The sequence below is a fragment of the Alistipes sp. AF14-19 genome (assembly GCF_003461645.1).
In the GTDB taxonomy this organism is placed as follows: domain Bacteria; phylum Bacteroidota; class Bacteroidia; order Bacteroidales; family Rikenellaceae; genus Alistipes; species Alistipes shahii.
In genome coordinates this window covers 64,063-86,949 of record NZ_QTXM01000011.1, presented here as the reverse complement: position 1 = coordinate 86,949, position 22,887 = coordinate 64,063, and the positions used below count along the sequence as shown (strand labels likewise).

At 47.6% G+C, this 22,887-nt stretch carries 23 protein-coding genes; 18 read left to right on the top strand and 5 right to left on the bottom strand.

Translation table 11 applies throughout. The features are described from left to right. Positions 1-54: 54 nt before the first annotated feature. From mobC to mobA, 3 genes are read right to left on the bottom strand one after another with little or no spacing between them, the layout of a single operon-like run. Positions 55-2,064, bottom strand: coding sequence for a conjugal transfer protein MobC (gene mobC / locus DWW03_RS10625; protein WP_118404243.1), 2,010 nt, complete (start codon positions 2,062-2,064; stop codon positions 55-57). A 33-nt stretch (positions 2,065-2,097) separates the two neighbouring features. Then, the gene (gene mobB, locus DWW03_RS10620) at positions 2,098-3,351 is read right to left on the bottom strand and encodes a conjugal transfer protein MobB (RefSeq protein ID WP_118404242.1); all 1,254 of its coding nucleotides are present in this window, start codon (positions 3,349-3,351) and stop codon (positions 2,098-2,100) included. A gap of 3 nt (positions 3,352-3,354) precedes the next feature. Beyond that, positions 3,355-3,804 (bottom strand): conjugal transfer protein MobA, encoded by a 450-nt coding sequence (mobA, locus tag DWW03_RS10615; RefSeq protein ID WP_118404290.1) that lies wholly within the window; start codon positions 3,802-3,804, stop codon positions 3,355-3,357. A 653-nt stretch (positions 3,805-4,457) separates the two neighbouring features. On the opposite strand from mobA, the gene DWW03_RS10610 reads away from it, so the two are divergent. The 3 genes from DWW03_RS10610 to DWW03_RS10600 are packed head-to-tail and all read left to right on the top strand — an operon-like array spanning position 4,458 to position 6,357. After that, the gene (locus tag DWW03_RS10610; RefSeq protein ID WP_118404241.1) at positions 4,458-5,219 is read left to right on the top strand and encodes a ParA family protein; all 762 of its coding nucleotides are present in this window, start codon (positions 4,458-4,460) and stop codon (positions 5,217-5,219) included. Between the two features lie 5 nt (positions 5,220-5,224). After that, positions 5,225-5,665 carry a DUF3408 domain-containing protein gene (locus DWW03_RS10605; protein WP_118404289.1) on the top strand — a complete coding sequence of 147 codons (441 nt, stop codon included), beginning with the start codon at positions 5,225-5,227 and terminating at the stop codon, positions 5,663-5,665. 2 nt (positions 5,666-5,667) lie between these two features. Further along, on the top strand, positions 5,668-6,357 hold the full coding sequence (locus DWW03_RS10600) for a DUF4122 family protein (protein WP_118404240.1): 690 nt from the start codon (positions 5,668-5,670) through the stop codon (positions 6,355-6,357). 33 nt (positions 6,358-6,390) lie between these two features. On the opposite strand, the gene DWW03_RS10595 is transcribed toward DWW03_RS10600, so the two are convergent. Continuing rightward, the gene (locus DWW03_RS10595) at positions 6,391-7,458 is read right to left on the bottom strand and encodes a DUF3800 domain-containing protein (RefSeq protein ID WP_181989622.1); all 1,068 of its coding nucleotides are present in this window, start codon (positions 7,456-7,458) and stop codon (positions 6,391-6,393) included. A gap of 259 nt (positions 7,459-7,717) precedes the next feature. On the opposite strand from DWW03_RS10595, the gene DWW03_RS10590 reads away from it, so the two are divergent. From DWW03_RS10590 to DWW03_RS10520, 15 genes are all read left to right on the top strand, one after another. Beyond that, a complete protein-coding gene (locus DWW03_RS10590) occupies positions 7,718-8,014 on the top strand; it encodes a DUF4134 domain-containing protein (protein WP_005834163.1) in 297 nt (98 codons plus the stop codon). Position 8,015: 1 nt separating this feature from the next. Next, entirely contained in the window at positions 8,016-8,348 is a 333-nt protein-coding gene (locus DWW03_RS10585; RefSeq protein WP_118404238.1) for a DUF4133 domain-containing protein, read from the top strand. Then, the gene (locus tag DWW03_RS10580; protein ID WP_118404237.1) at positions 8,345-10,861 is read left to right on the top strand and encodes a TraG family conjugative transposon ATPase; all 2,517 of its coding nucleotides are present in this window, start codon (positions 8,345-8,347) and stop codon (positions 10,859-10,861) included. The genes DWW03_RS10585 and DWW03_RS10580 overlap by 4 nt, the downstream gene beginning before the upstream one ends. Positions 10,862-10,873: 12 nt before the next feature. Further along, entirely contained in the window at positions 10,874-11,923 is a 1,050-nt protein-coding gene (locus DWW03_RS10575) for a hypothetical protein (RefSeq protein WP_118404236.1), read from the top strand. Between the two features lie 41 nt (positions 11,924-11,964). After that, positions 11,965-12,594 carry a DUF4141 domain-containing protein gene (locus DWW03_RS10570; protein ID WP_118404235.1) on the top strand — a complete coding sequence of 210 codons (630 nt, stop codon included), beginning with the start codon at positions 11,965-11,967 and terminating at the stop codon, positions 12,592-12,594. A gap of 21 nt (positions 12,595-12,615) precedes the next feature. Continuing rightward, a complete protein-coding gene (gene traJ / locus DWW03_RS10565) occupies positions 12,616-13,623 on the top strand; it encodes a conjugative transposon protein TraJ (protein WP_005834173.1) in 1,008 nt (335 codons plus the stop codon). An 18-nt stretch (positions 13,624-13,641) separates the two neighbouring features. Beyond that, on the top strand, positions 13,642-14,265 hold the full coding sequence (gene traK, locus DWW03_RS10560; RefSeq protein WP_005834176.1) for a conjugative transposon protein TraK: 624 nt from the start codon (positions 13,642-13,644) through the stop codon (positions 14,263-14,265). A gap of 13 nt (positions 14,266-14,278) precedes the next feature. Next, entirely contained in the window at positions 14,279-14,584 is a 306-nt protein-coding gene (locus tag DWW03_RS10555) for a TraL conjugative transposon family protein (protein WP_005834178.1), read from the top strand. Between the two features lie 2 nt (positions 14,585-14,586). Then, a complete protein-coding gene (gene traM / locus DWW03_RS10550; protein WP_118404234.1) occupies positions 14,587-15,888 on the top strand; it encodes a conjugative transposon protein TraM in 1,302 nt (433 codons plus the stop codon). Positions 15,889-15,914: 26 nt separating this feature from the next. Next, on the top strand, positions 15,915-16,913 hold the full coding sequence (gene traN / locus DWW03_RS10545) for a conjugative transposon protein TraN (RefSeq protein WP_118404233.1): 999 nt from the start codon (positions 15,915-15,917) through the stop codon (positions 16,911-16,913). Between the two features lie 2 nt (positions 16,914-16,915). Beyond that, on the top strand, positions 16,916-17,485 hold the full coding sequence (locus DWW03_RS10540; protein ID WP_118404232.1) for a conjugal transfer protein TraO: 570 nt from the start codon (positions 16,916-16,918) through the stop codon (positions 17,483-17,485). Between the two features lie 14 nt (positions 17,486-17,499). Beyond that, positions 17,500-18,075 (top strand): DUF3872 domain-containing protein, encoded by a 576-nt coding sequence (locus DWW03_RS10535; protein ID WP_118404288.1) that lies wholly within the window; start codon positions 17,500-17,502, stop codon positions 18,073-18,075. 14 nt (positions 18,076-18,089) lie between these two features. Next, the gene (locus DWW03_RS10530) at positions 18,090-18,590 is read left to right on the top strand and encodes a glycoside hydrolase family protein (RefSeq protein WP_118404231.1); all 501 of its coding nucleotides are present in this window, start codon (positions 18,090-18,092) and stop codon (positions 18,588-18,590) included. Between the two features lie 224 nt (positions 18,591-18,814). Beyond that, on the top strand, positions 18,815-19,648 hold the full coding sequence (locus DWW03_RS10525; protein WP_118406738.1) for a hypothetical protein: 834 nt from the start codon (positions 18,815-18,817) through the stop codon (positions 19,646-19,648). After that, a complete protein-coding gene (locus tag DWW03_RS10520; RefSeq protein ID WP_118404229.1) occupies positions 19,645-22,746 on the top strand; it encodes a DEAD/DEAH box helicase in 3,102 nt (1,033 codons plus the stop codon). The genes DWW03_RS10525 and DWW03_RS10520 overlap by 4 nt, the downstream gene beginning before the upstream one ends. Here the strand turns inward: DWW03_RS10520 and DWW03_RS16625 are convergent. Continuing rightward, on the bottom strand, positions 22,735-22,884 hold the full coding sequence (locus DWW03_RS16625) for a hypothetical protein (RefSeq protein WP_178264756.1): 150 nt from the start codon (positions 22,882-22,884) through the stop codon (positions 22,735-22,737). The two genes, DWW03_RS10520 and DWW03_RS16625, sit on opposite strands and share 12 nt — an antisense overlap. Positions 22,885-22,887 lie beyond the last annotated feature (3 nt).

The window sequence follows — 22,887 nt, the reverse complement described above, 5'->3', positions numbered from 1 at the left end:
GGGAGTTTTTACACTCCTATTTAATTAGTTTAATTAGAGGAAATCTTATTTCTTCTAATCCTCCTGCGGAAGCAGGTGCCTGAGGTTCGGATCGTTGGCTATACGCTCCATCTCATCCTCGATAATCTGCACCACGTCCGCCTTGATACGCGTGTAGTTCCGTTCTATCTGTTGCTGCATGATGTCGTTGCCCTCGCTGTCCTTAAACTCGTTGATGACGGGTATCTTTTTGTAAGCCTTGGTTTCTGCCGCCACTTTCTCGGTATCCACGATAATGCGTGCATGGAAAATCTTCTGTTCGATTTCCTCCCCGAAATTGTCCGCCACGCTGCCCACGAACGCACCTTGCGAGAGATTGGCGATTTTGGATGCAGGAATAAGCGAATCCATCTGTGTGTTGATGGAGGTCGAGGTATCTTGCCGGTTGATGGAGAGCGACTGCCGTTGTTGCAGGATTTTACCGAAACGTTCCGAGAGATTCTTGGCGGTTTCTCCCACGACCTGCCCGCTGAAAATATTGCCCACCGTATTTTGGATGACCTTCGCCTCCTTGTCTCCATAATCTCTTGCTAACTGACTGAAATCCTGAAAACCGAGACAGACGGCCACCTTGTTGCTTCGGGCAGTGGCAATCAGATTGTCGATACCCCGGAAATATATGGTCGGAAGTTCGTCAATGATGATAGAGGATTTAAGTTGTCCTTTCTTGTTTACCAGTTTCACGATTCTGCTGTTGTACAGTCCGAGCGCGGCGGAATAAATGTTCTGCCTGTCCGGATTATTCCCCACGCAAAGGATTTTCGGATGCTCGGGGTTATTCAGGTCAAGCGTGAAATCATCGCCCGTCATCACCCAGTACAGTTGCGGGGAAATCATCCTCGAAAGGGGGATTTTCGCGCTCGCGATCTGGCCTTGGAGCTGGTCCTGCGCGCCCCCTTGCCAGGCATCCATAAACGGGCTCAGATAATTTTCCAAAGCGGGATAAGAGGTCAGAATCGTGAAGATATCAGCGTAGGGCTTGTTCAGAAATTCGATGGCGTGCGGGAACGTGCAGTATTTCCCATCCCTGTAAATCCGCAAGTACCAGATAATCGCCGCAAGCAGGATAATCGGCGACTCTACGAAGAAATCACCCTGTTTCTGTATCCAGGTCTTGTTCAAATTGAGCATGATGGTATAGGCACTTTCATAGGCGTCCGAGATGTCCGCCATGAATTTCGGGTTGATGGGATTGCAACGGTGCGAGCGGCGCGGGTCATCGAAATTGATGACGTAAAACTCGGGCTTCACTTTGTACTTGTCGAGATTCTTGAGCAGTTCGTTGTAGGCAATAATGGAGAGGTCATCGAATTTGTAGTCATAGATATATACTGCGAACCCTTTGGATATCTGCTGTTTGATATAACTGTTTACCACGGCGAAACTCTTTCCCGATCCGGGAGTGCCCAACACGATAGTGGCCCTGAAAGGATTGACGATATTGATCCAGCCGTCCCACTCTTTCTTATGATACACGAACTTGGTGGGCAGATTTACCGAGTATTCGTTTTCCATCAGGACGGTGTTCTGCATGAATGATTCATTCTCCATGTTGAACACGTCATCCATCAGGTCGTTTTTCAGCATACGGCTTACCCACACGCCGGCCATCAGCATCAGGATATATCCGACCGTGAGCGTTGCCGTGTACAGTCCGGCCTTGGCTATGGAAGATACCGGTAGCTCCAGCATCCACCAATTCATAAAAAACAGCACCAGTCCGCCGAGAAAGAAGGCATAAATTTTATTCCAGGTCATATCCCGGTTCTTGACCCCTTTCGTGCCCAGACAGGAAAGTGCGAGGAATATGAGCGCGAATACCTTTGTCAAAAGAAGGCTCCTGAACAGTCCCGCCGTCCGTTGGAAGTTCAGCAGGATCTTATCCACAATTCCGATGGAGATACCCATGTCGGAGAATGCCTGATAACAGTACCAGTACACATGAATCACTAAAAACAGGATGGATACGGCCCGCATGAACTCCATTGTCTTGGCCAATCCGCGAATGTCGTCTTCTTGTTGCATAATTGGATGGTTTTAATTGAATGAATAATCGGGTTATGAGAGGCCGCGTGAACGGCGTTTTTTCTTTTTCTTCTTCTGTAGCATTCGCGCGAGGGCTTCCTCCTGCGCGTCAGGACCGTTGGTATCGAAAGAAAACATGCCGAACGCCTGCTCGATGGAACTCTCCATGTCGCCGTAGCGGAGCGACTGCATATCCTCGCCGAACAAGGGGGCTTGCGGCAGGACGGCATCTTCCGGAGAGCGGAACAGCTTCTCGAACACGTTGGCGGAAAATTCTTTTCCCAACCGGGAACCGTTGTACACCTCCTTATTGTTATGGTCGATAAACGTGACCCCGTAGATGCGGCCTTCATCGTTGGTTCTAAAAACCGTGTCGATGCCCCGTTCACGCAACAGATCCGTGAAGGTCTCCTTGCTGCCCATGCAGCCGTGCATGGCAAGTGCCACCTCGTTCCGGATTTTCGGTTGCCATTTCTTCGCCTTGAACTCCCCGGCGTTGTAGCGGAGCCGTTTCTCCAATCCCTGATACCCGAAACGTTTGTCGATAAGCGAGGACTTGATGGGCGCGCTGACCGCTTTGCCGTTATCGTCCGTAACGGCATAGACAATGCCCGTGTAGGGAACGCCCCCGTGTTCTCCCTTGACCTGTTTGGCTTCGATGTTGAAACAGGAAAGCAGGGCGCTGTACTCGCCGAATGTCTGGAAACGGTAGGCCGTGAAGACGCTTTTGAGAATATTGGATACCTGCCGTTTCAGGTCGCCTTGCGTGTAGTCGGCTTTTTTCAGGTAAATGCCGAGCTGTTCATCCTTCTTGTCCGCGTGTTGCTTTAACCCGAACTTCCGTTCCAGTTCCCGGCAGGCTTTCATCGAACGGTTCCACTCGTAGGCATCATCTATCTTTTCGCCTTTCTCGTTCACGCAGGTGGAAACGATGTGGATATGCCGACGGCCGATGTCTTCGTGCACATATACAATGTACGGCTGGTCGCCGTACCCCATTTTATCCATGTACTCCTTTGCCAGATTGGCGAATTGCGCGTCCGTCAGCTTGTCTTCGGGAGACGGGTTGAGCGAGATGTGCAGGATGGGTTTCTCCGTGTTCCTGTTGGCAAGCAGGTAACTTTCGAACGCCCACATCGTCCGTTGCATCAGACGCTCGGGACTGTCCGTGATGTCGGCAATCATCCGGTTGCCGGAAATGATGCGGGCATGGGAATCGCCGACCTTCTGCTGGTTGTAGGCTATCGCCCCGTAGAGCGATGCGCCGCGGTTGATTTTCGCTACCATAACTTATAGGGATTGACGGTTACGGTTCAGGTATTTCTCCTCGTATTCCCGGGTCAGCGCGATGATCTGCCTGCTGAGAACCACTAATTCCATCGTGGTTTTCTCCAATTTATACAGTAAGGCAAGCGCACGCTTGTCGCTGAAATTGCTCTTGACGGCCTTTACTGTCTGGTTGTAATTGTTGCCTATCGCCTGGAACTGGTGGTAGAAATTGGTCAGCCGGATGTAGTAATCCATCGTCGCCTTGTCGATTTTTACCACCTTGATTTCACGTCCGAAAAGCATGGACTTGATGAATTTCGACCGTTGGGAAAGTCCCGACTGCTCGAAAAGAAGCTCGAATTTCCCGTTCTCTTCCGAGTTCAGTTTGATGCCATAGCGGAAAACGGCGGGATCACTCTTGGGCTTTCTGCCTGCCGTCCTTCTCTTTTTAGGGTTGTTTTCTGTTGCCATATCACTTGTTTTTTGTTGTTCCTGTCTGTCCGCCAGGATTTCCGACTTTGGAGGAAATCCCTCCCGAGCCGTCAGGCGAGCGGCAAGTTGTTTTGGGATGCCCGAATTATTTCGGGCGGCCCAAAACACAACTTGCTATGTTCGCTTGAACATGAATTTGCCTTTCGTCAAATTATCGGGGCCGGTGAAACTTTCGGGTTTCGCGGGGTACATCCGATGCCTCTGCAAACCATGACGGGACCGGTTGCAAAGTTACCGGTAAGAATCTGTGTGATAAATAGTTAAGTCGGTGTAATAGAATGTCATACGGTGTCATATATCGGCATCAAGCTCCGATTTCGCACGGGATAGACGATAAAGGCGTTTATTTGCAGCATGAACGGTTGCAGCACACCGGACAACAACGGTTTGGGGCATGATTGCACGGACGGTTGCATGAAGGCAACCATACAACCGGGCATTATTGGTTGCAACCATATAACCGTGCAACCATGCCACCATGCAATCAACCATGTAACCGTGCAATCATTTAAGGGTGTAACCACCCGGACATGCAACCGTCCAGTGATGCACGCAACCGTTCATGCAGCCGGTAAACCATATAAACAAACAGTGCTGCAAACAACCAGTAATAACTTAAAACAATAATGATTATGGACAAGGAAACATTATTTGTTGCACTCAGCAACCAGAAAGGCGGCGTTGGAAAATCGGCTTTCACGATTCTGCTCGCCAGTTATTTTCATTACGTGGAAAATCTGAATGTGGCGGTCATCGACTGCGACTCTCCGCAACACAGCCTCGTGCGTATGCGGGAGAGGGACAAAAAGGCTATTGACCGGAGCGACCATTACAAGCAGCAGATGATGGCGCAGTGGGAACGCATCAAAAAGAAAGCCTATCCGATTATCGGTGTCAGGGCGGAGAAAGCGAGGGAAGCCGCCGATGAGCTGGTGAAAAACAGCGAACATCCCATCGACCTGGTTTTAGTCGATCTGCCGGGTACGGTGGACGCGCAGGGCGTGTTCCGTACCATTGTCAATATGGATTACGTGATTACCCCAATTACGGCGGACAAGATGGTCATGCAGAGCAGCCTCTCTTTCTCCACCACCGTGCTGGACTATATCCGCGACAGACCCGAAATCCCGCTGAAGGACATTCTTTTCTTCTGGAACAAGATAGAACGCAGGGCCAATACCGAGGTGTTCGACATCTATCAGATGATGATGCAGCGATTGAAGCTGACGGTGTTGGAAACCACTGTTCCCGACACGTGCCGCTACGATAAAGAGCTGTCCGTCAGCAGCAAGGGTTATTTCCGCTGTACGCTGCTGCCGCCTCCGGCCAAGTTGCTGAAAGGAAGCGGATTCGTGGAACTGGCAAACGAACTGAAAGAGAAACTTAAACTGTAATGTGTATGGCAAAGAAAATAGTCGAGGTGGATGAAGACCTCCTCAAAGGAATGATGACGAGCGATATCCCCCTGTATGGAAGGGATACGGAACGGAAGGAAACTGAACCTGCACCGAAAAAAGCCGCAACAGCCGAACCGGAAAATATCTCTGACGCTCCGGCGGAAAGAGAGGTCTCGGAGCAACCGAAGTCAGTCAGGAACCGACGAAAAAAGGAAAGCGGTTCGGATTACCGGGAGCTTTTTCTGGTCAATACGCCGAGTCCTAACCGTTCGCAGACCTATATCAACCGGGATATATACGAACGTATCAAACGCTTCCTGCCGCTTATCGCGCCGGAGGTCAGCATCGCCAGTTACATCAGCAATATCCTGGGTGACCATATAGAGCGGCATTGGGAAGAGATCAATGAAATGTACAGTCGGGAACTTTCTAAACCGTTGTAGCCATGGAAACCTATTTTTATTTCAGTGTCAAGACGGTATGCTGCGGGTATCTCTTTTATCGCCTGTGGATTTTTCTGTTCAGGCAACGGATATACGGCTTGTGGGAGGATATGGTAAAATATCTTCCCAAGAAGAAAGAGAAACCGACTGAGCCGGTCACCGCTTCGAAGGATGATGACAACGAGGTCATCGGCAAGACGAATATCGTCTATCTGGAAGATCCGGAAATCGCCTGCAAGGTTCCGGCCCGTAGCGAGCCGCTTCCTCCGGCGGAGGAGATGGAAGAAGAGGAGGATATTGCCGCGGATGATGTGGAATCCACTTTTACCGGTAACCCTCCGGGCGGATTGTCCGAAGAAGAGAAAGCGGAACTGATGTCGGATTACGTGTCGGAAGTGGACGAGGACTTTTCCACGGGTATGACCTACGAGGACATGATGAATGCTGTCGGCGTGTTGACGGAGGAAAACCGCAATACGAACGATGAAAAGGTTATCCGTACCGTCAAGTCGATATACGACATCCGGCAGACCGAGATATTCGATTTTTTCACCACCGAAGTGAGTAACATCGAACTGGTGGAGAGTCTTTTCAAGGAGTGTTTGGACGAATACGGTGAGCCTTTGCCGCAACGGAAAAAGGAAGCACCGCCGGAATCGGAGGAAAAGTTTGATTGGGATAAGTTCGTATAATATATTTGAGGAGTTCTTTCTGTATTGAGCTCCTCAAATATTTTTTTTAGATAAATTACTAATAATAAAATCCACTGGGCTACTATCATTTGAATCATCTACTGTTTGTTCCAAAAAATCCGAAGTTGCAGGATTTATAGGGTATCCTTTAAGTTGGAAAAAAGACATTGTCTTTAATTCCTCTTGGAACTTTTTATACTTGACTGTAGTATCATTCCATATGAAAGAAATTGAACTGGCTATCAAATCTGCCAATTGTACACCAAAATTAATTTTGGAATCAACCATTGAAAGAGAGTTGATGGGTAAAGGAAAAAGATGCTTTCGCGTATCATATCCGACAAGCTGTTGTTTCTCGTTTATCTTTGATAATTGTTCAATTATATCTAAACTTGATTTTATTGGCTTGGAGTCATCTGTTATAACATTTATTTTTATTTTCAACTTTTTATACCAATGATCGACCATACATAATAAAGAAGTCACAGTAGTATCTAAACAGTATTTGTTATCCTCAATCAGTACATTATCCAAAATACGTCGACTCAAACTGATATGCGATAGAATATCAATTAAAGGTTCATCGGATATACTGGAGAGAATATCTACATTCAAATAGAAATCTTCTATACTCTCTTCTGTTTGTTCCCTCATCATTTCTTCAAAAGAATGTAGAAAATCACTAACTGCCTCTTGATTAGAATGATTACGGCAGAAAATATATAGACAATTCGCCAAAATAATATTCCCCCGTTTTTTATATAAATCTTCTTTATAGATGAAATAAAAAACAGGCTCTATTGTCATGTCAACAATTTGAGCATATATACAGAACTGCTTATCTATAAATTCAAACGAAATATGGTCTTCGTTCATCAATGAATGTTGCAGTATCTTCTTAATCGTCAAACGCCCTTTTATACTTTTCTTCATTTCAACAAAATGAAGTTCCTTATCATAGGGAATGTCTTTTTGAATTTGTTGCAACTCTTCATCGGAAAAGTGAACTGCTGACAATACAAAATAAGGTTGGTCTGGATTCAGAATATCCGATCCTGTATTACCAGCTTCGTCTACATAGATATTAGGATATGTACTCATTTTAATGTAAAACTTTGAATCACAAAGATAATGCATATAACAATAAGAAAACGATAATTAAAGATTTTCTACATCCAAAGATAAATCGTGATTGTCTGTATTATTGAGTATAGGTCCTAAATCTTTCTTTATTGACCACTTCCGATGTAACGTGATGACATCCGGTGTAACGCATCGTCAGCTTTGTAAATCAACAAATTAAAGCCTATATATTCGCTGTCGAAATCAAATTTTGTCTCACAATTTAAAGTTTTCGACAATGAAAAAGAGAGTCATTTTTTCGGCAGCCATGCTGCTTGCGGCAACAGGGGCTTTCGCCCAGGGTAACGGAGTCGGCGGTATCGTCGAGGCGACCAACATGGTCACTTCCTATTTCGATCCCGCAACCAAACTGATTTATGCAATCGGGGCCGTGGTCGGCTTGATCGGAGGGGTCAAGGTCTATTCAAAATTCTCGTCCGGCGACCCCGACACCTCGAAGACGGCGGCCAGCTGGTTCGGGGCGTGTATTTTCCTGATTGTGGCAGCGACCATCTTACGCTCATTCTTCCTGTAATATGGCGGAGTATTCTATCAACAAGGGAATCGGCCGCAGTCCTGAGTTCAAAGGATTGAAGAGCATGTACCTGTTTGTCTTTGCGGGCGGACTGCTCGCCGTGTTCGTGATTTTCGTAGTCATGTACATGGCCGGAGTGGGACAATGGACCTGCATCGCATTCGGTATCCTGTCGGCCTCTCTGCTGGTATGGGGCACATTCCACCTCAATGCCAGGTTCGGAGAGTACGGTCTGATGAAGTTGCAGGCCCGCGGCAGCCATCCCCGGTACATCATCAACCGGAGGGCTTTCTTCCGGTTGTTTTCCCGTAACCATAACACACGAAGCGCATGAGAAATGTAATGCAAGCAGCCACGCTGGAAAGCAAGTTTCCGATTCTGGCGGTGGAACACGACTGCATCATCAGCAAGGACGCGGATATTACGGTAGCCTATAAGGTGGAACTGCCCGAACTCTTCACGGTGACGCGGAACGAATACGAGGCCATCCACTCGGCATGGGCGAAAGCGGTAAAGGTATTGCCGAATTACAGCATCGTGCACCGGCAAGACTGGTTCATCGAGGAGAACTACACGCCCGACATCCAAAGGGACGACCTCAGTTTCCTCTCCCGTTCCTTTGAAAGGCATTTCAATGAGCGACCGTATTTGAGGCACACAAGCTACCTCTTTCTGACCAAGACGACGAAGGAACGTAGCCGTACCCAAAGCAATTTCACGGCACTCACCCGGAATTTCATCATTCCGAAAGAGATGCAGGACAAGGATACGGTGACACGTTTCCTGGAGAGTTGCGACCAGTTTGAGCGCATCATCAACGACAGCGGCTTTGTCCGTATCACGCGGATGCGGAAAGACGAAATTACCGGGACGGAAAACAGCGCGGGCATCATCGAGAAGTATTTCTCGCTCTCGCAGGAGGAAACGACCTGCTTGCAGGACCTCACGCTCGGGGCCGCAGAGATGAAGGTCGGCGACAACTGCCTCTGCCTGCACACCCTGTCCGATACGGACGATTTGCCGGGCAAGGTGGCGACGGACATGCGCTATGAACGCCTGTCCACCGACCGGAGCGACTGCCGTCTTTCGTTCGCGGCTCCCATCGGGGTACTGCTCACGTGCAACCACATCGTGAACCAGTATCTCTTTATCGACGACCCGGCCGAGAACCTGAAGAAGTTCGAGAAGCAGGCGCGCAACATGCACTCGCTGTCACGGTACAGCCGCAGCAACCAGATCAACCGTGAATGGATTGAGGAATATCTCAATGAGGCGCACAGCCTCGGGCTGACCTCCATCCGTGCGCATTGCAACGTGTTGGCATGGAGTGACGACCGCAACAGGCTCAAACAGGTCAAGAACGATGTGGGAAGCCAGCTTGCGCTGATGGAGTGCAAGCCCCGCCATAACACCGTCGATACCCCGACCTTGTTCTGGGCGGCCATCCCCGGAAATGCGGGGGATTTCCCTTTCGAGGAGAGTTATTACACTTTCATCGAACAGGCTCTCTGTTTCTTCATCGGAGAGAGCTGTTCCAGGGATTCGCTTTCCCCGTTCGGTATCCGCATGGTGGATCGTCTGACTGGCAAACCCGTCCATCTTGACATTTCGGATTTGCCGATGCGCAAAGGCGTGATTACCAACCGCAACAAATTTATTTTAGGGCCGAGCGGCTCCGGCAAGTCGTTCTTTACCAACCACATGGTTAGGCAATACTACGAGCAGGGAACACACGTCCTGCTGATAGACACCGGAAACTCCTACCAGGGGCTTTGCAACCTGATTCACAACAAGACCGGTGGCGAGGACGGTATCTACTTCACCTACGAGGAGAACGACCCGATTGCCTTCAATCCCTTCTATGTGGAAGACGGCGTTTTCGACATAGAGAAAAAGGAGAGCATCAAGACGCTTATCCTCACCCTTTGGAAACGGGATGACGAACCGCCGACACGGGCCGAGGAAGTCGCCCTCTCCAACGCGGTGAATCTCTTTCTGGAGAAGATACGCACGGACGGCAGGCTGGTTCCCTCGTTCAATACCTTCTATGAGTTTATCCGGGACGAGTATCAGGAGATACTGAAGGAGAAACGGACAAGGGAGAAGGATTTTGATGTCTTCAATTTCCTGAATGTCCTCGAACCCTATTATCGCGGCGGGGAGTATGATTTTCTGTTGAACTCAGACAAACAACTGGATTTGCTGGGCAAGCGGTTCATCGTCTTCGAGTTGGATAACATTAAGGACAACAAGGTTTTATTCCCCATTGTAACCATCATCATCATGGAAACCTTCATCAACAAGATGCGCAGGTTGAAAGGTATCCGTAAGATGATCCTTTTGGAAGAGGCGTGGAAGGCCATCAGCAAGGAGGGCATGGCGGAATATCTGAAATACCTCTTTAAGACGGTCAGAAAGTTCTTCGGCGAAGCCGTGGTCGTCACGCAGGAGGTCGAGGACATCATCTCCTCGGACATCGTGAAAGGTACGATCATCAACAACAGCGACTGCAAGATTCTGCTGGACCAGCGGAAGTATGCCAACAAGTTCGATTCGATACAGGCCCTGCTGGGGCTGACCGACAAGGAACGCGCGCAAATCCTCTCCATCAATATGGCCAACAACCCTTCCCGCAGGTACAAGGAGGTCTGGATAGGGCTTGGCGGCTCCCAGTCTGCCGTGTACGCCACAGAGGTATCGCTCGACGAGTATTACTGCTACACCACCGAAGAAACGGAAAAGCTGGAACTCATGCGCCTGATCGAGAAACTCGGGGGCAATATCGAGCTTGCCATCAGGCAGCTTGCGGCAAGCAAACGGGAGGGAAAATCATCATCAACCAACTAAAGCAATACGGATATGGGATTAAGAGACTGGGCGCATGAATGGCAATGGCGGGCGCGTAACGGAATCGGTTACGAGCAGTTGAGAGCCATTCGGAAAGAAACAATGGAAATGCTGGAAAACAGGGACATAAAAGGACTGAAGGGCCTGCTGGATACTTATGCCGGGTCTTACGATATCCCCGAAGAAATAGCCCTGGGGATAGCGAGGAAGAATTTCATACTTACTCCGGAAGATGCGGCGGACAAGGATATCCTGGCTGCGATGGAAAGCCTGAAATCCACTTGGTTCATGCAGCAGGAAGGCACTCTTGCCTCCCTTCCGGTTGAGGAAGCCGACGGCATACACGGTATGCTCGCCATGCACGCCTTTATGCTCGATGCCTATGTGGAACGTCATCCGGGATGCGGCATACCCCGTTCGGAACCGGAAGAGGTGGATGCCGCCCGCCGGATTCTCGACCGGCAGTACGAGGGAAAGGCAGACTGGCAGCTCTGCCAGTTCATTCTTGTCAGGACTTTCCCGTCGGATTATGTCATGTACCGGTACGGACTCGCGGAGGATTTCAACAGGTACTCCAAACTGAACGAGGAGTGTCTGAAAGCGATTGAAACGGGAGATAAAGACCTGGAAAAGAAATTGATGGAAGCCATCGGAAAGATGGAAACCACCCTTGAACGCAAGTCTGAAAAGGCTCTGGACAGCATCGAAGGAGCGCGTGTGCCGGATGAGTACCTCAAAGAGTTGGACGATGAACTGAGTAGACTTGCCGGACTTGTATGGGACCCGCGCCGGATAGAGGACTGTTACGGCGGCTTCCTGGAAAAACACGGTATCCGTGCGGACAGCCCTGTGCCGGAGCTGGAAAAGCAGATAGAGGAAGCCTATCGGTCGCTGGACGACAGGATTGTCCGGCTATGCGGCCGGCAACCTTACGCGGACAACTTGTTCTCCGCCAAGAAAAGACAGACCGATGCACGGGAAGGGGACCGGAAACATGCCCCGCATCTGCCCCGGCTGCCCCCGAAACAGCAATCGTCAGGCGGGATGAAACCCGCTTTTTGAACCGGCAGACAAAGAGTATCAATCATTAAAAATTCAACAGTATGAGATTAAAGATTTTTATGTTGTGCGTGGGTGCTTTGTTCATCACGCATACCTCCCGGGCACAGTGGGTCGTCACCGACCCCACGAACCTTGCCCAGGGCATCATCAACGCCACCAAAAACATCGTGCAGACCTCCACGACGGCCACGAACATGGTGAAGAATTTTCAGGAAACCGTCAAGATTTACCAGCAGGGAAAAGAGTTTTATGACGGTCTGAAGAAAGTGAAGAATCTGGTCAAGGATGCCCGGAAAGTACAGCAGACCATCCTGATGGTCGGGGACATCACGGACATCTACGTGACCAATTTCGAGCGTATGCTATCCGATCCCTATTTCAGTACGGAGGAACTCAGTGCGATAGCGGCGGGCTATACGATTCTGCTGGAAGAGTCCGCCAATGTCCTGAATGACCTGAGGAACATCGTCAACGAAAACGGTCTGTCCATGAGCGACAAGGAGCGCATGGAGGTCATCGACCTCTGCTACAATCGGGTTTACAGCTACCGGGGACTTGTGCAATATTACACGAACAAGAATATCGGCGTATCCTACCTGCGTGCGAAAAAGAAGAGCGATCAGGACCGTATCCTTGCCCTGTACGGTAGTCCGGCAGAACGCTATTGGTAACCATTCAAAATCATAAGAGTTATGATGTTATTGTCAATAGATTTTGAGAACCTGCACCAGATTCTGCGGAGTCTGTACCAGGACATGATGCCGCTCTGCTCCCAGATGACGGGAGTGGCGAAAGGCATCGCCGGGCTGGGCGCGCTGTTTTATGTCGCGTACCGGGTATGGCAGTCCCTTTCGAGGGCGGAACCCGTCGACGTGTATCCCTTGCTCCGGCCGTTCGTGCTGGGATTCTGCATCATGTTTTTTCCCAGTGTCGTGCTGGGCACCATCAACAACGTGCTGTCGCCTGTGGTCAAGGGGACGAACAACATCTTGCAAACCCAGACATTCGACATGAACGAGTACCGTGAGCAGAAGGACCGGCTCGAATACGAGGCGATGAAGCGCAATCCCGAGATGGCCTATCTGGTGGACAAGGAGGAGTTCGACAAACGGCTGGAGGAACTCGGCGTGCTGGACGCCATCGAAGTGTGCGGCATGTATATAGACCGGGCGATGTATAACATGAAAAGGTCGGTGCAGGCGTTTTTCCGGGAGTTGCTGGAGCTGATGTTCCAGGCGGCGGCCCTCGTGATAGACACCATCCGCACGTTCTTCCTGATCGTCCTCTCGATACTGGGACCTATCTCCTTCGCCATTTCCGTCTGGGACGGCTTCCATGCCTCGCTCACCCAGTGGTTCGTCCGCTATATCAGCATCTACCTGTGGCTTCCGGTCAGCGACCTTTTCAGCAGTGTGCTGGCACGTATACAGGTGCTGATGCTCCGGCAGGACATCGAACAATTGTCCGACCCCACGTTCATTCCGGACGGCTCCAATGCGGTGTATATCACATTCCTCATCATCGGCATCATCGGGTATTTCACGATACCCACCGTTGCGAACTGGATCGTGCAGGCCGGAGGAGGCGCAGGAAACTACGGCAGGAATGTCAGCCAGGCAGCGGCACGTACGGGCTCCGTGGCGGCGGGAACGGCTGGTGCGGTCATCGGCAACATCGGTGGCAGGCTGATTAAAAGATAACCTATCAAAATTTTCATTATGGAGTTCAAATCATTAAACAACATCGAGAGCAGCTTCAGGCAAATACGCCTGTTCGGAATCGTGTTCGTCTGCATGTGCTGCGCCGTCATGTGCTATTCCGTGTGGAAGGCATACGGCTTTGCGGAGTTGCAGCGCGAAAAGATTTATGTACTCGACCAGGGTAAATCGCTGATGCTGGCTCTCTCCCAGGATTTGTCGCAGAACAGGCCGGTGGAGGCACGGGAGCATACCAGGCGTTTCCATGAGCTTTTCTTCTCGTTGTCGCCGGACAAGAGTGCCATTGAGGAGAACATACGGCGGGCGTTGTTCCTGGCCGACCGTTCCGCCTATACCCGTTACCGGGATTTGGCGGAGCAGGGATACTACAACCGTATCATTTCAGCCGGTATCAACCAGCGTGTGGAGATTGACAGCATGGCGTGCAACTTCAACGTGTACCCCTATGAGGTCATGACATACGCACGGCAGCTGATTATCCGCGAGAAAAGCATTACGGAACGCAGCCTTGTGACAAAAGGCCGCCTGCTCAATTCAAACCGGAGCGACAACAATCCGCACGGTTTCATCCTCGAAGCCTTTCAGGTCATCGAAAACCGGGACCTGCGTGTGACGGACAGATAAAATTCAATACAACATGAGAAAATTATTTATCAAGGCCAGAGATTATCTGGATGACGGACTGCGCGGGATGTGCGGCCGTCTGACACCCGGAAAACGGGTGGCTGCCATCGTCGGGATGGTCGTGGTGTTCGCCGGAGTCAATTTCTATATGCTCTTCCGGGCGGTCTATAACATCGGCCGGGAAGACGCAAGGCGGGAAAAGGTGATTGAGATTACACCGCTCAGTGTGCCGGACATCGTGCCTCACGGTACGGACACGCTCTCCCGGCGGACACAGCGGGAAATGGAAGAGTTCTTTAACCAATTTAATTTCGATTAGCGATGACACAGGAAGCAAATAAACTCAAACGGAAGCAGGACTTGAAGAAGTACCTGGTATTCGCGCTGATGTTCGCCGTATTCGCAGGTTCCCTATGGCTGATTTTCGCGCCCTCCGAAAAAGAGAGGAAGGAGCAGGAGCAATCGGTCGGGTTCAACACCGAACTGCCCGATCCCCGCAATGCCGGGATTGTCGGGGACAAGAAGACGGCCTACGAGCAGGATATGATGCGGCGCAAGCAGGAGGAGAAGATGCGCACACTCGAAGAACTATCTTTCGGTACGGAAAAACCGGACAGCACGGTACGGCTGTCCGGGCAGGATGAAATTCTCTCTCTTGATGCAGGCGGGACGAAAGCGGAAACAGCGTCTTCAGGCAGAACGGCCTACCGTGGCAGCGGCTCTTTTCAATCTTCGACCTCAGCTTACCGGGACATCAACCGGACTCTGGGCAATTTCTACGAGGAGCCGAAAGAAGACCCGGAAAAGGAGGCCTTGCGCAAGGAAGTCGAGGAATTACGCAATTCGATGGTGCAGCAGCATAGTATCCAGCCATCCTACGAGGAGCAGGTTGCCCTGTTGGAGAAATCCTACCAGCTCGCCGCCCAATACACCTCAGGGGAAAACAGTGCTGCCCGGGAAACATCGGATAGAGCTCCGGAGAAAGCCGACGGCAAGGCTGACATCGTACCTATCGGACAGGTGTCCGTTCCGGTCGTTTCCTCCCTCTCGCAACCCATGAGCGATGAGCGGATTCTCGCCGGACTATCGGAATCCCGCAACTGGGGTTTCGTCACTCCGGTAGGAACCGGAGGTGCTGCGGAGAAGAACACCATCCGTATCTGCGTACATGGCGACCAGACCGTACTCAACGGTCAGAGTGTGCGGCTCCGCCTGCTGGAACCGATGCGTGCGGGAAACACCCTGCTGCCCCGCAACACCCTCGTAACTGGTACGGGGCGTATCCAGGGCGACCGGCTCGGCATCGGCATCGTCTCGCTGGAATACGGCGGATTGATTATCCCGGTAGAGTTGACGGTCTATGACTCCGACGGGCAGGAAGGCATCTACATCCCTAATTCCGCGGAGGTCAGCGCGGCGAAAGAGGTGGCCGCCAATCTGGGGCAGAACCTCGGTACGAGCATCTCCATCACCAACCAGTCTGCGGGGGACCAACTGTTATCGGAACTCGGCAAGGGGGCGATTCAAGGGGTGTCGCAATATGTCTCCAAAAAACTGCGGGAGGAAAAGGTACATCTCAAATCAGGCTATACTCTGATGTTGAGCCAAAAGAAAAACAACTGATTATTCACCATTTAATTTTTAAGCGTATGAACAAAGTAATTGTAATGTTTGCCCTCATGCTGGGCATGACGATGAGTGCTTTCGCACAGGAAACGGACAAAGTGAACGGGAAAACGGAGTGCCCAACCGACAATTCCGTGAAATTGACCAAAGAGGCCTATCCCCGGATGGAGACAGAGGGGGACTTGTACCACGGCCTGACACGCAAGCTGACGTTTGACAGGCTGATTCCGCCGTATGGTCTGGAAGTGACTTATGACAAGACCACACACATTATCTTCCCGTCGGCGGTGCGCTATGTGGACCTCGGTTCCCCGCACCTGATTGCCGGAAAGGCGGACGGGGCGGAGAATGTTATCCGTGTCAAGGCCACAGTCAGGAATTTCAGGGAGGAAACCAATTTCTCGGTCATTACCGAAAGCGGGAGTTTCTACACCTTCAACGTGAAATACGCAGAAGAACCGCTGCTTCTGAGCGTTGAGATGAAAGACTTTATCCATGACGGAAGCACGGTAAACCGTCCGAACAATGCCCTCGACATCTATTTGCAGGATTTGGGCAGCGAGTCGCCGAAACTGGTGCGTCTGATTATGGAGGCCATCCATAAGGACAACAAGCGCAACATCAAGCATATCGGCAGCAAGTCTTTCGGCATCCAGTACCTGCTTCGCGGACTGTACACCCACAACGGGCTGCTCTATTTCCACACGCAGCTCTGCAACACCTCACACGTGCCTTTCGATATCGATTTTATCACGTTCAAGATTGTCGACAAGAAGGTCATGAAGCGCACGGCTATCCAGGAGCAGGTCATCTTCCCGCTCAGGGCGTATAACTACGCCACCGTGGTGGCCGGAAAGAAGGACGAACGTACCGTTTTCACGCTGGACAAGTTCACGATTCCCGATGACAAGATGCTGGTTGTGGAACTGCATGAGAAAAACGGCGGACGCCACCAGTCGTTCACGGTGGAGAACGAGGATATCGTCCGGGCAAAGGTCATCAACGAACTTAAAGTGAAATGACCATGAAAAAGTACATGTTTATCATAGTTGCGGCAATGCTTGTCCTCTTCGGGGGACAGGCAAACGCCCAACGCTGTCTGCCCGGTATGCGGGGGATAGAACTGAGGGGAGGTTTCACGGACGGTTTCGGCAAGCCGGTGGATTTCTACACAGGTATCGCGATGTCGACCTATACCAAGCACGCGAACCGTTGGGTGGTCGGTGCGGAATATCTTCAGAAGAGCTACGGATACCGGGATATGCAGATTCCCCGTGCCCAGTTCACGCTGGAGGGCGGCTATTTCCTGAAATTCCTCTCCGATCCGTCCAAGACCTTCTTCCTTTCCATCGGCGGCTCCGCCCTTGCCGGTTATGAAACGGTGAACTGGGGCGACAAGCAGTTGCCCGACGGCTCACTGCTCACGACAAAGGACGCCTTCATCTATGGAGGGGCGGTCACGCTGGAATTGGAGAGTTACATTACCGACCGTATCGTGCTACTCGCCTCCATTAGAGAGCGCTGTCTCTGGGGCAGCAAGGTGGGACTGTTCAGTACGCAGTTCGGCCTGGGCGTCAAATTTATCATCAATTAAAAACAAGAATGAATATGGATACATTGAATCAAAAAAGAGTATGGAGCGGACTGGGGTCCGTCCTGTTCGTAAGCCTGCTGGCTTGTCTGTTCACTGCCTGCAACGATAAGATTGACGTGCAACAGGCATTCCCTTTCACCGTGGAAACCATGCCTGTGCCCACTCGTCTTGTGTTGGGCGAGACGGCGGAAATCAGGTGCGAGTTGAAGCGTGCCGGGCGTTTCGAGGATGCACGCTACACCATACGCTATTTTCAGCCGGACGGGAAAGGCTCGCTGCTTCTGGATAACGGCATGAAACTGCTACCCAATGACCGTTACCCGTTGGACCGTGAGGTGTTCCGCCTCTATTACACCTCCGGATGTACGGACCAGCAGACCATCGACATCTATTTCGAGGACAATGCAGGGCAGGTGGCATTGCTCTCTTTCTCCTTCAACAATGAAAATGAAGAGGAAGAGGAGGCCGAAGTAACGGAAAAGAGTAAAGACCTGCCGGCCATGCAGATCGATACGACACCTGTTCGCTTCCCGCCCGATTCGCCGGATGAACCCTCTTTCACTCCGCTGACAATGGAAACCGGTCTTTAAGACAAAACTGCCTTATGAGAAGCAAACTGTTTGCCCTTTGGCTTTTGGCCTTTTCCTTTGTTCCCGAGCTGTTTGCCCAGACCGGGATTTCCCCGCCGGATGCCGGGCTGTTCAACAAGGCGGTGGCCTGTATCAAGGAAGCGGAAGGCTGGCACGGAAACCATCTGCCTTATGTGGGGTACGGCCACAAGATTCTTCCCCACGAGAAACTGACGGCCGATATGACGGAAGCGCAGGCTGATTCCCTGTTGAGAGCCGATTTGAGGAAACTGCATAAGATGTGCAGCCGCTTCGGAAAAGATGCCCTGCTCGTCGCAACGTTGGCCTATAATGTTGGATATTATCGGTTGGTCGGGTATGGGAAGATACCGAAAAGCAGGCTGATCCAAAAATTAGAATCCGGCAACAGGGATATCTACGAGGAGTATATCTCGTTCCGATGCTATAAGGGAAAGGTGGTGCCGAGCATCGAGCGACGACGGAAGAAAGAGTTTGAATTGTTGTATATACATTAAATTATTAAGGGGCTGACTAAAGTATTAGTAAAGCCCCTTTTTCTTATTTTCGGTGAGGTCAATCTCGACCTGGTTTCCAAATATTCAATTCTCAGAGAGTCATTCTGACTTTTTAGCCTCCCTATTAATAATAAAGAATTTAGTATTTAAAAGAGATTACCTTCTCGGAAATTGGGGCATCACAAAATAAATTCATATCTTTGCATATTAAATAGATGCCTCAAATGAACCACTTTGATAAAATTGACATACGAGTCTTTGATAGATTCATAGACAAATTTGCAGACCGTTATATTAAACAACGGTCAGAGGTTTTTAGTGGCATTAATGCTGAATTGTTACAACAAGCAGAATCAATCGGATGCGATTTCAACTTAGAGGCTCTATTTAAAATAATCAAACAGAATTCTATCGCAACAGATTTTGCCCGAGAAGAAGGTAAAAGACCATTAGCTTTTAAAGATATATATAGAAGTGATCTGGGAGAATTATTAACGACCTATTATTTTGAAGAGAAAATAGAAGAAAATAGGAGATTTTTAATTCCAATAAAAAATATATCATATCGAGAAAGGTTGGATTTGCCGGGTCGAGGTTTTGATGCTATAGGATATAGGACTGAAGGAGATAAAGTTAATATTCTGATTGGAGAAGCTAAAGTATCCTCACAGAAAGAAAATCCTCCACATGTAGTAGATGTTCACGAGGACTCGATTTATAAGTCTCAAAAGAACCATCATGACGATACAGGTATAGTTTTACAACGTTTGACGGATTACTTGCGTAGATTATCTTCAACAGAACATTTTTATGTTATTGCAGGTGTTGTAATCAATATGAAAGTTGGTAATGTCGATAAATATGACATTACCTATGGTTGCGGTCTTGTTCGAGACTCCGGTTGCGTGAATGAAGCAAAAGATTTTGGGAAGATGCAATCTTTAGCGCACGAATTTAAGCCTGGTTTGGTTGATTTTGCCATTTTTTCATTTACTGAAAAAACTATTGATGAAACAGTCGATTTGTTTTATCAAAAAGTCAAAGAGATGGTACAATGAATGGCATGGACTACATACAGCAGATTCTAAATGATGATGATATTAATATACTCTTACAAAAGAGTAATCAAACATATCATCTTCAATCAATATGTATAAACAATTCAAATTTCACTTCGTCTGAAATTGAATTATCTTGTCGCCTTGCATTTTTACTTATAGGACTTTCATTTCATGAAAACACTAACCCCAAATGGGCTGAATATGCTTATAAATTATTAAAAAACATCCATATAAAAGAGAATGAAGATAGAGAAATTTTTGATAAAATAATGGGCTATGAATTGGATAATGTTTCGTTAATATATTATTTTTATTTATCAAGTCTTGCTCTTATTTTAGATAAAACTATCTCAGCCCGTCTTGATTTAAAACAATTTGTTGACTTCGAAGATGTCGAATCATCTTGGAGTCAACGTGTTTTGGCTGGTATTTTTAAAGCTCTTTTTTTCTTAATTCGTAAAAGTGATGGGTTTGAAGATATTCGTAGGGCCATATCCGAAATATCTAATCTGCAAAAGGAACAAGTAAAATTTGAAGATCAATATTTGAACCAATTCGATGTTCAAACACAAAAAGAAGAAGCTCTTATATTGGTTGGGTTATATCATACCTCAAAAGCTTTAACAGAAACAGCAGAATATCTAATCAACGGATATAATTATAAGAAGCGTATTGATAATGTTGTGAGACAACATATTGACATTGCATTGGACCTAATACCTTCGGATGTTCGTTTAAGAGATTTTATCTCTATAATTAACAAAGACTTGCAATCTTTAATACGGCATTCCATTTGGAATGGGACAGCCTTTCAAGATCAAATAAAAAAACTTTGCGAGTTCAAAAGTTCTCATAATATATTGGAACTTTTACCATCGCAAAGACAGGCTATGCAGCAAAATTTATTTGATGTCTATGCAAATGCTTCAATAGTACAAATGCCAACAAGTGCCGGTAAGACTATGTTGGCAGAATTTAATATTGTTTTGACAAAATCTTTACGAAAAGACGCTAAGGTTGTATACGTCGTGCCATCCAGAGCATTAGTTAATCAGGTATATTTTGATTTACGTAAAGACTTATCCGCAATAGGCTTCAATGTTGAACGAACATCTTCTGCAAGTGAAATAGATCCGACTGAGGCCGATTTCTTGATTGCAGATGACGTTGATGTTATAGTTTCAACGCCAGAAAAATTAGATTTATTAATTCGCCGTTCTCATCCTTCCGTTGAAGACGTTTCGCTATTTATCATAGATGAGGCTCATACTATTGAAAACGGAGAACGAGGAGCACGACTGGAATTACTTATTGCTATGTTACGACGAGAGAGGCCCAATGCTAAATATATGCTTTTATCGCCGTTCCTACCTGGCAATACAGAGGCACTGAAAGACTGGCTTGGAGGAGGTAACATTATTAATGTAGATTGGAGACCTTCTGAAAAAATAGTTATTGGATTAAAAGTAACTAAAACCAAAGCTACATTCAATTTACTACCATCTGCTTACAGTTTCGATCTATATCAGGAGAATGAGCAAGTAATAAAAAATCCATATCAACTTGTATCAAAAACTCCTAAAGATAGAATATTAGAATTTTCATGTCGTCATTTTTCCTCGAAAGGGAAAACGGAACTTATACTTTGCAAAGGTAAAGGTTCGGCTAACAATGTAGCAGAAAAAATCTATAGTTGGATTGGCAATAATATTAATAGTGATGAAATTCATTTAGTCCAAAAATATATTGATGAAGAATTGGGATGCTCAACATCATTTTCTAAATTTTTAGGAAAGGGAGTTGCTGTTCATCATGCAGGCTTATCGGATGAAACTAAATTACTAACAGAACATCTTATTCGCCAAGGATTAATTAACTATGTATGTGCAACTACAACCATTGCTGAAGGTGTTAATTTTCCCGTATCTTCTGTTTATTTTGATACATATCAACGTGGCCAACATAATTTGTTATCAGCTAATGATTTTTGGAATATAGCAGGTAGATCTGGACGAACTATGGTAGATGATTTTGGAAAGATAATCTTACCATTTAACACTCATACAAATGCAGAAACAGGCAAAGCTATTCTTAGCAAAGGTGCAGAAGAATTAACAAGTGTCTTAGCGAAGCTGTTTCTTGATAGAGAATATATACTTGAGACATTAATAAAAGAAAGGGGAATCGAAATATTAATGGCTGAATATACAGATGCATTCAGCCCTATATTTCAATATTTCGTACATCTTTTAAATGTTTCCAATAACGAGCTTGCTGTAGATATTGATGACCTTTTTAAAGATTCATTGGTATATTTTATGTTGGATAATGAACAGCAAAGGAACAAATTCATAGATTTATGTAAACAGATATATTTAACAATCCAAGCACGATATGCAAATAATATTGGGGTTTTGAAATATGCAGATAAGACAGGTTTTTCCGTTCCATCTGTTTTAAAGATTATGCATCAAAAAGCAACAAATCCGGCTATTGCAGACTTAGACACATGGAATGTAAATGTAATGTTTAATCGAAGAAATGCTGAAAACTTAACAGAGAAGATTAAAGCTATTTCAGAATTAAGAGAAACGGGACTTGGAACTGATGATACGACAGCACCATTTAATCCAGAATTGGTTGCAAAAATGATAATACGTTGGGTTAAAGGGGATAAAATAAATGCCATATCCTCAATCCATCCCCATTTTATAGACAATGATGCGGATAAACGCCTAACTCAATTTGTTTCATATATGAATCAGTTGCGATTTAAAGCATCGTGGGGATTAAGCGCACTTGAAGGTATAGTAAAAGGAAATGAGGATGAAATGAAAGATTCATACATTCCATCTTATGTTTATTATGGTGTAGATAATAATCCAGCTTTAGCTATGAGGATGTTGGGAATACCACGTTCTTTGTCATTATCCTTATCGCAAATAATTACAGGCTCTATCTCAGATTACTCATTTACAAAATTGCGTAATATAATTAATTCGCTATCATTAAATGATTGGGATTCCTTAAAACCAACACGTTCAAAATTGTCTGGAGAAGAATGGAAGTATATTGTAAGTATTCTAATGAAATAAATGAAGCCGGCACTTCCGTCCGGCTTCATCCTTATACTTGATGGAGATATACACCCAGCGTTCGATCTGTAATTCCCGCTCGGCTTTTGCCAGATCCTTGGCATATTCCCACCAGTCGTCAATTCTTTCTTGTGCCATAAT